The 16187-nt window shown below is 64.5% G+C and carries 11 protein-coding genes and 1 tRNA gene; 5 read left to right on the top strand and 7 right to left on the bottom strand.

The genetic code is table 11. From position 1 onward, the window contains the following. Positions 1 to 23: 23 nt before the first annotated feature. Both mdcA and HN018_RS16625 read right to left on the bottom strand, forming a co-directional pair. Positions 24 to 1667 carry a malonate decarboxylase subunit alpha gene (gene mdcA, locus HN018_RS16630; RefSeq protein WP_171833026.1) on the bottom strand — a complete coding sequence of 548 codons (1644 nt, stop codon included), beginning with the start codon at positions 1665 to 1667 and terminating at the stop codon, positions 24 to 26. A 55-nt stretch (positions 1668 to 1722) separates the two neighbouring features. Then, positions 1723 to 2658 carry an AEC family transporter gene (locus HN018_RS16625; protein WP_171833027.1) on the bottom strand — a complete coding sequence of 312 codons (936 nt, stop codon included), beginning with the start codon at positions 2656 to 2658 and terminating at the stop codon, positions 1723 to 1725. 318 nt (positions 2659 to 2976) lie between these two features. Between HN018_RS16625 and HN018_RS16620 the strand changes: the two genes are divergently transcribed. Next, positions 2977 to 3981 carry an alpha/beta fold hydrolase gene (locus tag HN018_RS16620; protein ID WP_171833028.1) on the top strand — a complete coding sequence of 335 codons (1005 nt, stop codon included), beginning with the start codon at positions 2977 to 2979 and terminating at the stop codon, positions 3979 to 3981. A gap of 444 nt (positions 3982 to 4425) precedes the next feature. On the opposite strand, the gene HN018_RS16615 is transcribed toward HN018_RS16620, so the two are convergent. Beyond that, the gene (locus tag HN018_RS16615) at positions 4426 to 5448 is read right to left on the bottom strand and encodes an NAD-dependent epimerase/dehydratase family protein (RefSeq protein WP_171833029.1); all 1023 of its coding nucleotides are present in this window, start codon (positions 5446 to 5448) and stop codon (positions 4426 to 4428) included. Continuing rightward, positions 5406 to 8945 carry a glycosyltransferase gene (locus HN018_RS16610; protein ID WP_171833030.1) on the bottom strand — a complete coding sequence of 1180 codons (3540 nt, stop codon included), beginning with the start codon at positions 8943 to 8945 and terminating at the stop codon, positions 5406 to 5408. The genes HN018_RS16615 and HN018_RS16610 overlap by 43 nt, the downstream gene beginning before the upstream one ends. A 326-nt stretch (positions 8946 to 9271) precedes the next feature. Between HN018_RS16610 and HN018_RS16605 the strand changes: the two genes are divergently transcribed. Together HN018_RS16605 and HN018_RS16600 are read left to right on the top strand one after the other, a co-directional pair. Beyond that, positions 9272 to 10642: a beta strand repeat-containing protein gene (locus HN018_RS16605; protein ID WP_171833031.1), complete on the top strand. Its 1371-nt coding sequence runs from the start codon at positions 9272 to 9274 to the stop codon at positions 10640 to 10642. 109 nt (positions 10643 to 10751) lie between these two features. Continuing rightward, entirely contained in the window at positions 10752 to 13595 is a 2844-nt protein-coding gene (locus tag HN018_RS16600) for a glycosyltransferase (RefSeq protein ID WP_239478766.1), read from the top strand. An 18-nt stretch (positions 13596 to 13613) separates the two neighbouring features. Here HN018_RS16600 and HN018_RS16595 read toward each other — a convergent pair whose 3' ends face one another. Then, positions 13614 to 14369: a rhamnan synthesis F family protein gene (locus HN018_RS16595; protein ID WP_239479328.1), complete on the bottom strand. Its 756-nt coding sequence runs from the start codon at positions 14367 to 14369 to the stop codon at positions 13614 to 13616. Between HN018_RS16595 and HN018_RS28705 the strand changes: the two genes are divergently transcribed. Beyond that, entirely contained in the window at positions 14310 to 14468 is a 159-nt protein-coding gene (locus HN018_RS28705; RefSeq protein ID WP_239479367.1) for a hypothetical protein, read from the top strand. The genes HN018_RS16595 and HN018_RS28705 overlap by 60 nt on opposite strands. Before the next feature lie 253 nt (positions 14469 to 14721). After that, a complete protein-coding gene (locus tag HN018_RS16590; protein ID WP_171833507.1) occupies positions 14722 to 14991 on the top strand; it encodes an HU family DNA-binding protein in 270 nt (89 codons plus the stop codon). Between the two features lie 222 nt (positions 14992 to 15213). On the opposite strand, the gene HN018_RS16585 is transcribed toward HN018_RS16590, so the two are convergent. Together HN018_RS16585 and HN018_RS16580 are read right to left on the bottom strand one after the other, a co-directional pair. Beyond that, positions 15214 to 15288: transfer RNA gene (locus HN018_RS16585), tRNA-Gln, on the bottom strand. A gap of 93 nt (positions 15289 to 15381) precedes the next feature. Then, positions 15382 to 16086, bottom strand: coding sequence for a TetR family transcriptional regulator (locus tag HN018_RS16580; protein WP_171833033.1), 705 nt, complete (start codon positions 16084 to 16086; stop codon positions 15382 to 15384). Positions 16087 to 16187: the final 101 nt, after the last annotated feature.

Genomic DNA, 16187 nt, shown 5'->3' with positions numbered 1-16187 from the left:
GGGGTCAGCATGGTCCGCGTCTCCTACCAGTTCCGGAACTTGCTTGGTGGCGCGTAGAGGTTCCCAGACCAGTGCATCAGCTCCTTGATCGACTGGGCGGCCAGCAGCCCGCGTTGGGCGTCCAGCGGATTGATGCCGAGATCCTCGGGACGCTGGATGATCTTTCGCGCGCGCAGCCTCTCGACCATGGCACGGTCGCGCTTGCGGCCGACCTCGGTGAAGCCGGCGATGCCGCGGATCGCCTGCTCGCGTTCCTCCGGCGTGCGGCACAGCAGCAGGTTGGCAATGCCTTCCTCGCTGACGATGTGGGTCACGTCGTCACCATAGATCATCACCGGTGCCAGCTCGAGCTTCAGCTTTTTCGCCAGTTCGAGGCTGTCGAGCTTTTCGACGAACACCGGCACCATCTTCTCGCTGAAGCTCTCCACCAGCTGTACGACCAGCTTGCGGCCTCGCATCAGTTGCGGGTTGCCGTCGTTCGCCTCCCGTCCGGCTTTCAGCCATGCGTCGCTGGGATGGCGTCGTCCATGAGGGTCCGAGCCCATGTTCGGGGCGCCGCCGAAGCCGGCGATCCGGTCCGTGGTCACCGTCGAGCTGTTGCCCTGCAGGTCGATCTGCAGCGTCGAGCCGATGAACAGGTCGGTCGCATACAGGCCGGCGACCTGGCAGTACATGCGGTTCGAGCTCATCGAGCCGTCGCGCCCGGTGAAATAGATGTCCGGACGTGCCCGCATGTATTCGTCCATGCCGACCTCGGAGCCGAAGCTGTGGATCTGCTTGACCCAGCCGGACTCGATCGCCGGGATGAGCGTCGGGTGCGGGTTGAGCGCCCAGTGCGTGGCGATCTTTCCCTTGAGCCCGAGCTTTTCCGCGAAAGTCGGCAACAGCAGCTCGATCGCGGCAGTGTTGTAGCCGATACCGTGGTTCAGCCGCTTGATGCCGTATTCGGCGTAGATCCCCTTGATCGCCATCATGCCAGCAAGGATATGCATCTCGGTGATGCTGGCCGGATCGCGGGTGAAGAGCGGCTCCACGTAGAACGGCTTCGGCGTCACGATCACGTAGTCGACCCGGTCGCCGGGAATATCGACCCGTGGCAGCGTGTCCATGAGCTCGTTCACCTGGGCGATGACGATGCCCTGCTTGAACGAAGTCGCCTCGATCACCGCCGGCGAGTCTTCGGTGTTGGGGCCCATGTAGAGATTGCCGTGACGGTCGGCCGCACGGGCGACGGTCAGCGCCACATGCGGCGTCAGGTCGACGAAATACCGCGCGAACAACTCGATGTAGGTATGGATCGCGCCGAGCTCGATCTTGCCTGCGTTCAGGACGCGCGCGATGGCGCCGCCCTGCGGGCCGGAATAGGAAAAATCGAGCTTTTTCGCGATGCCCTTCTCGAACAGGTCGATATGCTCCGGCAACACGATCCCGGACTGCACGATGTGCAGGTCGTGCAGCCGGCCCGGATCGGCCCTGGACAGGCAGGCGGCCAGGAAATCGGCCTGCTTCTGGTTGTCTCCCTCGAGGCAGACGCGATCACCCGGCCGTATCACCGCTTCGAGCAGCGCCGTCGTATCCCCGGGCGAGACGAGCTTTCCCTTGGCGAACGCACCGCCCGCCGCGAGCCGGTCGTCGCGGGATTTACGCTGGGCTTGCCATTCGGCCATGTGGTTGAGGTCCCATGATGGTGTCGACGATAAGGCCTGGATCGCGAGGCGGCTTCTACCCCAGGCCGGCAGTCAGATAGATCGCCGCGGCCAGTGTCGCGGCACTGAGGATCGTGCTCGCAATCAACGTCGAGCCGACTACCTCCGATGCAATGCCGAAGCGTAAGCCGAACAGGATGCCGAAGAACCCTGCTGGAAGCGCCGAAAGCACGATGGATTCGCGCATGATCAGGGGAGAGACGGCCAAAATCCAGGCCAGTCCAGCCGCGAGCAGCGGATGAGCGATGTTGGCGACCAGCGCCTGGATGTTGACGCTCATGCCGAGCCGCACCTTCTGCGCCGACAGGATCAAACCGGTCAGGAACAGGGCCGACCCGCCGCCGGCCTGCCCGATCAGCGACACCGAGCGTGCCAGGGGATCCGGCAGTCCCAGCCCGGTGGCGACGAACGCGACCGCCAGCAGCGGTGCCAGCACGATCGGCTTCTTGAACGTGCTCAGGAATGCGCGCCCGATGCCGCCCTGGCCCGGCTTCTGCGAGGTCCTGGCCAGGATGATGAGGGTGATCGGCGAGACGACGATCGATCCGCAGGCGATCGCCACCGCGACCGAGACCAGGTGAGACCTCCCGAGGAGGGCGGCGATCAATGGGAATCCTGCCGACGCGTAGTTCGGCAGCGACGCGGTCAGGGCCTGGACCGAGGCCTCGCCGGACGGCACGCCGAAGACACGCCGGACCATGGCATAGGTCACGGCGTACATGATCAGCATGGACAGCGACAGGATCGCGGCGAGCGGAAGCTGCTGATACAGTGTCGTGCGGGATGCCTGGACGACGGTTGAAAATATTGCCGCCGGCACCGCGAAGTCCATGACGAGGGCGTTCAGCCCGCTGACATGCGTGTTGTCGAGTTTGCGGGTCCAGCCGCCCAGGTAGCCGAGCGCGATCCCGAAAAATACCGGAACCAGCGCGTTCAGGATGATCTCTAGCAAGTCTGCCCCATGGAAAACCGATCCAGCATTCCTTGCTGCCGAACGCTCGTGCGGTAGCAGCCTCGATCACGGTCATTTGCTTCGAAACCCGGCCTAACAGATCGCCTGGAGGATGTCGAAGCCGGCACCGTCGCGAAGCCGACCTGAGGCGGGATCTGCAAAGGCCGGCGGCCTGATCCCTGGTTGTTTGCCTGATCGGTTATCGCAACCGTATTTCACCCGGGCCTGGAACCGTGCGGACGATGTTCTGATGGCGCCATTGTCCGGTGCGCCGCGTTAGACCGAACCAACCACCCCTTCGCCGAACTGGAATTCAACATGTGGGCCAGCGAGACCGGTGTCTACGAACTGGGCGATCTGCCGCTGCAGTCGGGTGCGACGCTTCGAAATGCGCGCCTTGCCTGGAAAAGCTACGGCACGCTCTCGCCGGCGCGCGATAATGTCGTCGTCTATCCGACCAGCTACAGCGCCACCCACACCGACCAGGAATGGCTGGTCCGGCCGGACGGTATTCTCGATCCGACCCGATGGTTCATCGTGACGCCGGACCTGTTCGGCAACGGCCTGTCGTCGAGCCCGTCCAACAGCGACGATTATCCCGCGCTGGTGACCACCACCGACAGCGTGCGGGCGCAGCGGCGCCTGCTGCACGAACTGTTCGCGATCGACCGGATCGCCGCCGTGTATGGCTTCTCGATGGGCGCGCAACAGGCCTACCACTGGGCGGCGCTGTATCCAGGCTTGGTCGAGCGCGCGATCGTCGTCTGCGGCAGTGCCCGGACCGCCGTGCACAACCAGGTGTTCCTGAAGGCATTGCTGGCGATCCTCGAAGCCGCCCCGGAGCATCTGGGAGGCGGCCGGTTCAGCGCCGAACCGAAGGCTGCGTTGCGTGCCTTCGCACGGACCTATGCCGGCTGGGCCAAGAGCCAGGACTGGTATCGCGCCGGCCTGCACCTGGCGACCGCATCGAGCCTCGACGATTACCTCGACCGCGAATGGGCGCCGGGCTTTACCAGATGCCATGCGGCGGACCTCTATGCTCAGGCCTGCAGCTGGGCTGCATCCGACATCAGCGCCAACGAGTTGTATGCGCATGATCTCGACCAGGCGCTGGCTGCCATCGAGGCGAAAGTACTTTTGCTGCCGGGGACTACAGATCTGTATTTCCGCGTGGCCGACAACGAGGCGGAGCTGCTCGGCCTGCGTCACGCCGAACTTCGTCCGATCCCGTCGATCTGGGGTCACGGTGCAGGCAGTCCCGGTTCAAACCCGGAAGACGAACAGTTCCTGCGCAGTGCGGTCCATACATGGCTGGACACGTGAACGCCGGAGGCCTGCAGGACCCGGCGGATTGAATGAGCTTTCTTGGAAGATGGGGTATTGCCTGAATTCTCATAACGAACATCGGGCACTGGTCTGCAAGTTACCAGACCCCGATTATCTTATCACCGCGTGCAGCTATTGTCTAAGGCGGTGAAACGCTGTCGAAACGCCATCTGCAATCACCCAAGACCATTGCCGTATGTTCTCCAACCCATCGGCTCAGGCAGGAACGGATGAAAACCGTCACGCGAAACAGCCCGTCTGATACAGGATAATCCTTAACCATACCTTGCAGTCGAACTCGGTGCGTTAGCAGCCTGCATCGGCGCATCAGGGTGGGTCGAACGCCGGCATTCTTCAGTTCGCCAAGTCTGAACATGCAATCTGAGGCCGTCATCTTCCTTGAAACGATGCTGGCATGGAAACGGCGGTCCCTATGCGTCGCTAGGTGCCTGGCATCCTGTCCCGGCCAAGCAGCCACGCCGCCGTCCGGGCGAGCCCGTCCTCCCAGGCGACCACCGGTGTCCACCCGGTCTCGCGTCGCAATAATCCACTATCGAGGATATTCACGGCGACGTCCGCACTCCGGGCGGCGGTGATCGCGAGCTTCGGTTGCAGGCCGGTGACCCGTGCGGCGTCGTCGATCACCGCGCGCACGCTGCGGCCGATGCCGCTGCCGACATTGTAGAGCCGCGCGCCGTCGGCGTCCGAGAACGCCGCCGCCAGGATCGCCGCAACCACATCGTCGATATGCAGGTAGTCCCGCACCGTCGCGCCGTCGCCCCAGACCGGGATCGGCATGCCGGTCAGCAGCCGGTCCAGCACGGCGGCGACCAGGCCCTGGCCACGTTCCGGGCGCTGGTGCTCGCCATACGCATTGGCGATCCGCAATACCCGGTAATCGAGCCCGTGCAGATGCCGGTACAGCGCCAGGTATTTCTCGACGGTCAGCTTGCCTATCCCGTATGCGCAGATCGGGTTGGTGGGCGCGGTCTCGAGAATGGGCACATTGCCGGCCGGTCCGTAGACCGTACCGCCCGACGAGGTGAACACGGTGCGCTGCACCCCCTCGCGGCGGCAGGCTTCAAGCAGCCGGACCTTAAGCGGCAGCCCGTCCGCGACGGCCTGGGCGGGATTGTCGTTCGAGCTGTTCGGCAGGCCGGCCCCGATCAGGTCGAACAGGTGGGTGTGGCCCGCGACCAACCGCTCAGGATCGGACAGCATTTCGATCGTGCCATGGCGCCAGTCCAGGCGATCGAGCTCGGCCAGTCCCTGGGGAACCCGCGCGGCCCGACCGAAGCCGGTGGTCGGTATTCGGGCGTGATCCAGCGCCAGGCACAGGTTGGTTCCGATGAAACCACCTGCGCCGAGCACCAGGCACCGCGCACCCGGCGGGGGCGGCGACAGGCCGTGCGGTGCCTGGCTCAGCGCCGCTTCCTGGTCGCGCGCATGCGGAGCCGAAGCCACGGATGTCGGTCCTCGACGAAGTCCACCATCAGCCGCTTGTTGTCGTCCTGCTCGGTGATCGCATTCACCATCGACCCTGCATGCACCCGATAGTCGGCGAGCTCGTCCGGCACCGCGACCCCGAACTGCCCGAGCTCGACGAGCCGGCACCAGAGCGAGAAATCCTCCCAGCCCATGGCGTCGCGACGCACGTAGTAGCCGCCGGCCGCCGCCCAGGCCCATTTCGCGACCATCGCCATCGCGTCGATATAGTTGCCGGATGCGAGGTGGGACGGGTCGAACTCGGCGTCGCCCATCAGCGTCTCGCTCGTGCCGAACTGCCGGATGCGTGGATACGCGAATGCCGCCGCCGGCTCGGCATCGAGCGCCTGCAACAGCCGGGCACAGGCTTCGGGCGCCAGCCGGTTGTCGGAGTCCAGCACCATGATCCACGGCGTCTCGGCCTGGTCGAACACCACGTTGCGGGCACCGCCGAGGCCGGCATTGACGCGCGTCCTCAGGATGAGCAGTCGGTTGAAGCGCATCCGGTGCCGCTCCGCCCAGTCGAGCAGCAGCGCGACCGAACCGTCGCTGGAGCCGTCATCGACCACCACCATGTCGATCGCGTCGATCGTCTGCGCCAGCACCGAATCCAGGGCCTCGCCGATATGCGCCTCGTAGTTGTACGAGGTCAGGCCGACGGTGACCCGCGCCTCGCCGAGTGCATCATAAGAGTACAAGGTGTCGCTGTCCGGAACCTCGGGCAGCGCACGGGCCCGATACTCGCCACGATACAGTGCCAGCTCGGATGCGCGGGCGCCGGCGACCCCGCCATTCAGCCCGTCCAGCAGCTGCGACCAGAGCTCCATCTGCCGGCGGGGCCCGAACTGCCACAGCACATGATGGTAGGCAGCGCGAGCCGTGCGAGCCCGCCGTTCCGGGTCATCGATCAGCCGGAGCAGGACCTGTTCCCACTCGTCCGGTGTCGCGGCGAGGAAGCCGGTGATCCCGTCCTGCACCGCGCGTTGGAACGGTCCGGTCGGCGAGGCGACCAGGCACACGCCGGCCAGTGCAGACTCGAAATACTTGAGCTCGCTCTTGGCCTCGCAGAACGGGTTTCCGAGCTCGAGCGGACAAAGCGAGATGTCGAACCGGGCCAGCTCGGCCGGCAGGTCGGCGAGCGGCACCATGTCGCGCCACTCGACGCGGTCCGCGAACGGCATGAGGTCGGGAAACTCCTCGATCAGCACCAGGCCTTCGCCGCTGCTGCCGTCACGGAACAGCACCAGCAGGGTGTCCGGCCGCTGCTGCAGCACGCGCGCCAGGGCGCCGGCGATTGCGGCCATGTCCTTCTGGTGGGTGCGGGTGCCGCCGGCGTAGCCCAGCCTGACCCGGCCATCGCCGGCTTGTTCCGCGCGCAACCTGACCGCATAGCGCGAGGCAAGGGCGGTCGTATCGTCGAAAATGTTCGGCAGCACATGGACGATCGGGTGCAACTCGCCGATCGGCAACGCCAGTTCCTCGGTCGTGGTGAGACAGACGTCGCAGGAGGTCAGCGTTCGCTGCATTCCCTGGAAGTACGACCGGCCTTCCGCCTCGGTGACGAAGGTGGTGCGGATGCCGTCGATGATCTCGATCACCGCGAGCGACGGTTTCACGATCAGGTCGTCGACGTCGAACGCGATCCGGGTGCCGGCATCGTGCGCCAGCTGGATCATCGACTGCACGTGGCCGCTGTAGACGGAGCGCCACAACACGACCAGGTCGGCAGCCGCTAGGTTGTCCGGGTTGACGTCGAAGATATCGACGGTTTCGGTCTCGTAGCCTGCGGCAGCGCAGGCAGCGGCGTTGCGCCGTGTCCGGTATACGCTGCCCGGCGTGCCTGGCTCGCCTGCGACGAACAGGACGCGCCGGATCGGCCGCCATGGGCGATGCCAGGTGTCGGCTGCATCTTCCGCAGGCACCGGGGGCGAGACATCCGCGCCGGTGGAATGCGCTTCTGTCGAAACCGGTAGGATGGGCTCCGGCTGTGCCGTGGTTCCGATATCCGGCTGGTCCGGCGCGTCGGCGACAGCGTCCGGCTTCAGGTCCGTCGCGGCATCGTGGCGGGTGATGATCGGATAGCCGTCGGGCGCCGACGCCTGGATGCTGCGGGCATCCGCCGCCCCGCGCAGCAGGGCCACCACGATCCGGCCCGGCCTGGTCAGACGCCAGGACGACGATGCCTGCATCACGGCGAGATCCGCACGCAAGGCCGCGACCTCCAGCTCGCGCGCGTCGAGCTCGCGTTGCAGCCGGGCCCGCTCCTGCCCCCAGGTGTCGGAGCGCGCAGCGCTCTCGGCTTCAGCCAAGCGTTCGAACGCGTCTTGCCGAACCAGGCCTGCATCCCGTTCCGCCTGTTGCGCGGCAGCGGCATCCCTCAGGGCCGTCTCGAGCATCTCGGCGTTCCAGATGCGCTCGCGGTCTGCAGCTAGGGCCGTCTGCTCCAGCTTGGCGGCCTGTAACGCCAGTTGATGGCGATCCGCCTTGCTGCGTGCGAGGTCGTCGCGCAGCCGGTCGTGCTGGGCCTGCAAGGTATGGAGCGACCAGCGGCCCTCGTCGGCGTCGGACGCCTGTTTCGCCATGTCGGCTCGCAGACGTCCCAGTTCCGAGTCGAGCGCTGCAGCCACCTCGGCACGTGCCACGAGTGCCTGGCGGTCGCGAGTTTCGGCCGTACGCTGGAACTCGACCTCCCACCGCTCGCCGAGCAGCGCGAACCGGTCCCGCAGGCGTGCCGTGGCGGCCGGATTGGCGTCGAGCCCGAACAGTGCGTCGAACGCAGCAGGCGGCGCGGAGCCGGGTGCCAGCACGCCCAGCCCGTGGCCATGCAGGAATTCGAAGCTCGGGCTGGACGTCGATACCTCCGCCCAGAACCGCCAGACCCCGAAATCCCGCTCGCGCACATTGGTATCGTGGAACAGCACGATCGCCCGGGGGGACAGCTTCGGCAGCCAGCTCCGGTAGTCGTGCGCGACGTCCTCGAAATGGTGCCGTCCATCGATATGCAGGAGGTCGATGCTGCCGTCGGCGAAGAGCGACAGTGCCTCGTCGAAGCGCATCTGCAGCAGCCGGGAGAACGTGCCGTAGCGGGTATCGTGGAAGGCCCGCAGGTCCGTCAGCACGCTGTCGTCATAGAAGCCGGCATGCTCGTCGCCGGTCCAGCCATCGACCGCAAAGCAGCGCGTCGGCAGGCCCGAGGCGATCACCGCCTCGCAGAAACCGCTGTATGACACCCCGGCATGGGTTCCGAGCTCGACCAGCAGGGCCGGTCGCAGGGCGCTGACCGTCCAGGCCGCGAAGGGCAGGTGGCCATACCAGGCGCTGTCGACACCGAGCCTGGTCGGGCGCGAGAATACCGAATCGAGCGCCGGGTCGAGCAGCCGCAGGATCGCATTCGGGCCCGGCCCGTAGCTGGCCGCCGCCTTGTGTTCCGGAATGCCGGACGCGGCGCGGTCAGGTGAAGCGATCTGGTTCTGCATTGCCATCCCGGACTTAACTGATGCCTGAATGCCGTCAATGCTCGAAAAAGACCACGGAAGGCTGCCTTCGAATACCCATAATCGCACTTTTTAAGCATTGGTTAAGAATTGAGGTGTCTAAAGAAGCGGACGCCGGTCCGGAATCGGGTGTGTTAACTATACCGCCTCCGGATCGGTCTCATTATCTCGAAAGAATTCTCGGTTCATAATCAAGTCATCTTTCAAGATGGGTTTTTGGTTGCACTGCGGCATAATACTGTTAGGTTGCGGCTGCACGCGTCGGACAGTCGTAATGACCGATCGGTCATTGGGACGATAAACAGGGGATGAGTATGGCTAGTGGTGGCGTAGTTACGGTTGTCGGCGCGTCGGGGAATGTGATTGCGGTCACGGTCAACGGTGCCCATGCCTATTCCTTGTCGCAGGCGTATCATGACGCTGTGAACGGGGCGGCCTCCAATGGCACTCTCTTCTCGGTCGAGGGCGACGGAACCGCCGTTCCGACCCCCACGGGCAAGATCAACGAATATGTGGCGACCGAGGGCGGTTTCTATACCTTCCCGGCAGGCTACAACTACATCACGACCGAAACGACCAAGCAGGTCTTCCTCGATGCCTCGGCAGCCCAGACCGGCACCGTTTTGAACACGCTGGTCGGCATCGGCGGCGCGACATTCATCTCGGGTAACGAGTCGGGCTCGTTCATCGCCGGCGGCGGGAACAACCTGTTCCTTGGATCCGGTGCAGGCACCTACAGCATCGCGACCAGCGACGGCAACGACAGCATCTTCGCCGGAACGGGTGCGACCCAGATCTATGGCGGCACCGGCAACAATCTGATCAATCTCGGTTCCGGCGCCGATACCGTTGTCTCGGAAGGCACCGATCGCATCCTGGCCAGTTCGGGCAGCGCCACCATCAGCCTGACCGGCACGAACAGCACCATCTATGGCGGCTCCGGCAACCTTGTCGTCGACGACAAGGCAGGCACCAGCACCAGCCTCTCCGGCGGCACCGGCAGTGCGTTGATCGTCGGCGGCACGAACAGCTTCTACACCCTGAACGGCGCCTCGACCGTGTTCGCAGGAACGTCCGACACCATCAACGCAGCCGGCGACACAACCGTCTATGGCGCGGGCGGCACGTCCCTGACGCAGACCGGCAGCGCTTCGCTGACGTTCGTCGGCGGCTTGGGCAACGCGACGGTGAACTCCGGCAACGGTACCGCCACCGTATTCGGTGCGGACGGCTCGAACATCACCTACACCGGCCACGGGATGGTCATTGCAGGCTCCGGCAACGAGACACTCAACGGATCGGGGAGCAGCCAGGGCTTCATCGGCTTCGTTACGAACGCATCCACGGCAACTGGCGTCAGTGTCAGCGGTGGTAGCGGCGACGATACGCTGGTTGCCGGCATCGGTAACCAGACCCTCTCCGGCGGCACCGGTGTGAACCAGTTCATCATCGCCGCGAACGGCACCGCAGGTAACGCCTCGATCACGATCAGCGATTTCGGCAGCTCCGCCGGGAACATGGTCCAGCTTTATGGCTACGGCGCCAACGAAGTTGCAAAGACGCTCAGCACCGCGGTGGTTTCCGGTTCCAACACCACGGTCACCCTGGCCGACAAGTCGACCATCACCTTCAACAACGTCACCAACCTGAAGTCCGGCAGCTTCATCGGCGACGCATAACCCGACCGCTTCCGCCAGGGCCCTTGGGTCCTGGCAGTAAACGTGCAAGAAACCGGGCCCTCGTGGCCCGGTTTTTTTTCGTAGAGCGTCTTGGATGGCAGGATTTTAAATGGACGGTGATCCGGTGTCTCCGACCAGCCTTCATGCATCCAGCCGACCGGACCAGGCGCCGGCTGACGAACTGATCCGGCTTCGACGCGAGATCATCGACAACCAGGCTATGCTCGAGAGTGCGAACGCCAGCCTCAGATTGCAGGGGCTTCGAAGCGACGGGCTCCAGGCCAGTCTGGACCAGGTCCGGCATCGTATCTGGCTCCTTGAGCGCTCGGTCTCCTGGAGGCTGACTGTTCCTGTCCGCAATGTCCGTGCCCTCGCCGCCGGCCGGCTCCCGAGTGGCCGTACCATCGCACAGGTCGCGAATCATGTTGCGGGCATCTTCCAGGCCGAAGGTGCCGCAGGGCTCGGTCGCCGGCTGGCGCGGCGTGTACCCCTGGCGGACCATAGATGGCGCCGGGCCAAGCCGATCCCTGGCGTGACCGAGCCGCCCGTCCCGGACGCTGTGGCCGCGACCGTTCAGGAAGCGCCGGTCAATCCCTACGAAGCGCCATCCCTGGTCGAGCGGGGCTTCCTGTCTCCGTCGATCCTTATCGTTGCCGAGCTCAGCATCCCGCAATGCGCGAAATATCGCGTCTGGCAAAAACAGGAACTGCTGGAGCGCCTTGGTTGGTCCTGCCAGGTCATCGGCTGGCGCGAGATCGACCATGTGATGACCGGACTGCAGTTCTGCACCGAGGTCATTTTCTACCGGGTGCCCGGTGAGCCGATCGTGCTCTCGATGATCGAGGAAGCCAGGCGCCTGGGGCTCGACCCCTGGTGGGAAGTCGACGACCTCATTTTCGACGAGGCTCTCTATCGCGAAAACAGCAATCTCAAGACGCTAGAACCCGCCCTGCGTCGCGAGGTCCTGGCTGGTATCCGGCTCTACCGCGAGGCGATGCTGAGCTGCAGACGCACGATCGCGTCTACCTCACGCCTGGCCCAGAGCATGCGGGAGGCCGGCATTCCGACGACCTGCGTCGTGGAGAATGCGCTCGACGCGGAAACGCTCGAGGTCGCCGCCACCCTGCGGCAGGTCCGGTCGGCAATTCTGAGCAGCGAAGCGGACGTGCGACCGGTGACGATCGTCTACGGGTCCGGCACCAAGACTCACGATGCCGACTTCGTGGTCGCGGCGCCGGCGATCCTGTTGCTGCTGCAGCGGCACCCGCATCTGCGCCTGCGTATCGTCGGGGATCTCACCATCCCCGAAGGGTTCGCCGCCGTCGCCGGCCGCATAGAGGAAATCGCCGGCACCAACTACCGCGCCTATCTCGGCCTGCTCGCGGAAGCGGATATCGCGATCGCGCCGCTCGAGCCGACGGTCTTCAACGACGCCAAAAGCAATATCAAGTTTCAGGAAGCTGCCATCCTCGGAATGCCGTCCGTGGTCTCGCCGCGGCAGTCATTCCGCGATGTCGTCGTGCAGGACAGCAACGGGCTCCTCGCCGATACGGTCCAGGAATGGGAGGCGGCGCTCGAACGCCTGATCCTCGACCCGGATCTGCGGCAACGCCTGGGCGCGCAGGCTCTGCAGGACGTCATGGACCGCTATGCACCGGAGCGGATCGCACGCGAGCAGGTCGCGCAGCTAGCTGGTCCATTGCCGGAACCGGTACGCAAGGCGCTGCGCGTGGTATCCGCGAACATCTTCTTTACGCCACAAAGCTTCGGCGGCGCGACCATCGTGGCACAGGAACTTGCCGCACGGCTGAACCGGGCGGACGGGGTCGAGCTGTGTGTCTTTGCCTCCCGGCCAGCCCTGCCCGGGCGCCCGAACTCGATCCTCCGCTACACGACGGACGGCATCACGGTGTTTGCCACGAACCTGTCGTCATCGAGCGACCAGGTCGCCCAGCTGGACAACCCGTCGATGGTCGCGGTCTTCGGCCAGATGCTGGACGCGGTGCGGCCGGACGTGGTGCATGCGCATTCCATCCAGGGATTCGGCGCTTCGATCCTGCGCCTGTGCCATGAGCGCGGCATTCCCTACGTGGTCACGCTGCACGATGCGTGGTGGCTCTGCGATCGCCAGTTCATGGTCCGTGGCGACAACCGCTACTGTTTCCAGACCCGGATCGACCTGCGTGTGTGCCAGAATTGCCTGCCTGCCGCCCGTCACCTGAACGAGCGGATGCGGATCATGACCAGTATCCTGCATCGGGCCAGCCTGCTGCTCTCGCCCAGCGAATCGCATCGCCAGCTCTACCTGGCGAACGGGCTGGACCCGTCGACGGTGCGGGTTCATCGCAATGGCATCCGCATGCCGTCGAAGGCGCGAACGCCGAGGCAGCCGGGCAGTCCGCTACGGTTCGGGTTCGTCGGTGGCAACGAGCCGATCAAAGGCTTCCACCTGGTCCGCGCGACATTCGAGGCACTGACACAGTCCAACTGGGAACTCGTGCTGGTCGACAACACGCTCAATCTCGGCTTCCGGTCGATCGACGTATCCGCCTGGACGGTGCAGGGAAAGATCACCGTCGTGCCGGCCTACAAGCAGTCGGAGCTCGATGATTTCTTTGACCGCATCGATGTCCTGCTGTTCCCGTCGCAATGGAAGGAGAGCTTCGGGCTCAGCGTCCGCGAGGCCCTGGCCCGCGATGTCTGGGTGATCGCCACGGCCGGCGGCGGTCAGGCGGAGGATATCGACGATGGCGTCAACGGGCGTTTGATCCCGCTCGACGGCCGCGAACACGGCCTGCTTGAAGCAGTCAGCGAACTCCTTCTCGTGCCGGAACGTCTTGACCGATATAACAATCCGCACACGTCGGCGCTCGCCACCTATCATCGTCAAGCCGATGAACTACTCGGCGTATTGCGCAGCGTGACCGATCGGCTGGCTCAGCCGAGTCCTTGAGGACGCTGGCCGGCCGACTTACAGGCCGACCAGCGAGCGCAGTGCCTCCGGCTGATCGCGACTGATCGCTGCGTAGAGCAGCCGGGTCCTGATGCTTCGTGGCTGCCGCGGCGCCGTATGACGGCCCCCGTCGGCGAGGTGCAGATCGATCCAGTCTGCCGAAAAAATCGCCCGTTCCCCCACGTGGTTCCGCCACTGTTCGACCCAGCGCACCGCGGTTGGATTATCGCGCAGCAGCTCGACCTTGATGAACGGTACTTGTCCCGATCGCATCACGGACAGGAAGTCGAGATGCATTGGGTTTCCCGGCACCAGTCGTCGTAGCCGGCGTCTGGATGGAGACCAGGATGCATCCCAGTTGAGCCCTGCAGCCGTGATCGCCACGCCGAGTCCGAGTTCGCCGTGCAGGACGATCTCGGTTTTACTCATTTCATGGAACGGAAGTCGCATGACCCGTTCGACCGCCGGCGCTTCAAAAGCCGCCGCCGTGAAGCACAGGAACCAGGATTGAAGATGCCAGGCACCCTCGCGTGATTCGACCATCCCCCAGACGTCAGTGTCACGGGCCTGCATCCTGGTAAAAATCGGCTCCAGCGGCTGCATTGGTCCAAAGACACTGTCATTGGCCAAAAGAATAGTGGTTGCGCCGGCCGTGCATCCGGTTGCGACAAGATCCTGCCACGCACCGAAATCAAGACCTCGGTTCGGTCGCAGATGGGCGACCGCACCGATGCAATCGAGCGCTGTTCTGTCCGTGTCGGACAGGCCCGTCATCCCGGACAGGGCGATATGGACCGTGAAACCGCATGTGCCGATTTGTTTCAAGTAATGGATGACATGTGGGGCAATCACGCCACGCGCATCGTAATGTGAAAAAAGGCAGATCTTGGTGGCCATATACGCGATGTCTTCTTTTTGTTTCCGGAGTTCGCAGATCGGATACGACGTCTAGCGACAACCTCGTCCCTTTGCAGTCCTGGCAACAGGATATTGCCAGTTCTTCACGCTTTAGCTGTTTGCGCATGGCGTGAACCGGGAGTAAGAGCCAGAGATGACGACAGGCCAATGATGAGCAGTTGACTTATCAATGGTGTTTTTTGGTTTCAACAAGGAGCAACCCGTTTCTATGAGCAAGGCTTTCATTGCCGGTGTCATCCAGGACTCCATCGACTGCACCGGTGTCGCTGCCAATCTGGCTGCTGCCGATCTGATCCTGGCGATCGTGCGTGAACTGAAGAAGGAAGGTGGTTTCACGCTTCCCTCGTTCGGCACTTTCACCGTGCGCAAGACCAAGGCCCGCAAGGCGCTGAACCCCCGCACCGGCGAGCCGGTCAAGGTCAAGGCTGGCAAGACCGTCCGGTTCAAGGCCAGCCCGAACCTGAAGAAGGCGGTCTGAGCCACAGGCTCTTTCCTCCGGGAATTGCGTCGACTGCGCTGGCACGGTGTTTTTACTCCAGGCCAGCGCACTTCCGGACTGTCATGACATGGACAGGGGATCAGCCGGCCACTGCTTTTGCAATCGCCGTAACTTTCCATAATCATTTCGTAACAGTTTGCCACAATTCGATGTTGGCTCGACCGTCGTTCGATCTCCTGTCGGAGGACTAACGGCCTGTTCTGGTTGGGGCGGGAGGATTCGAACCTCCGCATGGCGGAATCAAAATCCGCTGCCTTGCCGCTTGGCTACGCCCCATCGCCATCCCGTCCATCCGGACGGCGGCCCTAGATAGGATCAGGCTGCGGCGCCGTAAAGGGCCACCGTTGCAGCCGACCGGTCAGGGTATCGTCAGGCCAGCGGGCCGACCGGTCCGGTATCGAGCAACTCGTCATCGTCCAGGCCACCGTTCGCCTGCCGGCCGACCTGTCCTCCGGCCAGCATGACGCTCTGGTCCAGAGGCGTTGGATCCACCTCCGCGCCGCCCTGGCCGAACAGCGGCCGGTCCAGCATGCGTCCGAGCCACTCGGCCCGGTCGAGCGCCTTGTCCAGCGCCACCATCGTGCCGGACAGGTCGGCGCTATCGTCCTTGTCCCAGGCCCGGACGGTCTGTAGCCACACGCCGATCAGGCCCCGGTTGCGAAGGCCGCCGCTAAGCCGGCTGATGTCCAGCCCGGCTGCCTGTGCCATCCAGCTCATGCTGTCCGCCGTCGCCGCCCCGAGCAGCAGGGCCAGCGCGGGATCGAACGGGATTGCCCGCAACACCGACTGCACGCCGCCGCGATACTGCTGGAGCACGTCGATCCGGCGCATCAGCAGGTCGAACAGCCGCTCCCTGACGGTGCCGGTCGAACCATCGTCGATCAGCGCTGCGCGATCCGCCAGCAGACAGAGCCGGAGCAGGATCGTGGACCGGAACGGGAACCGGACCCGCGCCTCGTCCAGCGGCAGGTTGGCGTCGCGAGCCGCCTCCGCGACGTTGACGCGGCGCCAGCCCACCAGCTCGGCGCGGGCCATGGCAGCCTGGATCAGGGCAGAGTCGAATTGTTCGTCCATGAAGAGGTGTCTCGCCCAAATAGCTTCACATGCCAACGCGGCAATCCATGACGCATTCGTGTGACCGGATCAGGGCAGTTGCAAGCGGCGATATCGTGGGG

This window comes from Lichenicola cladoniae, assembly GCF_013201075.1.
Lineage (GTDB): Bacteria > Pseudomonadota > Alphaproteobacteria > Acetobacterales > Acetobacteraceae > Lichenicola > Lichenicola cladoniae.
This window is presented reverse-complemented; position numbering and strand designations above follow the sequence as displayed.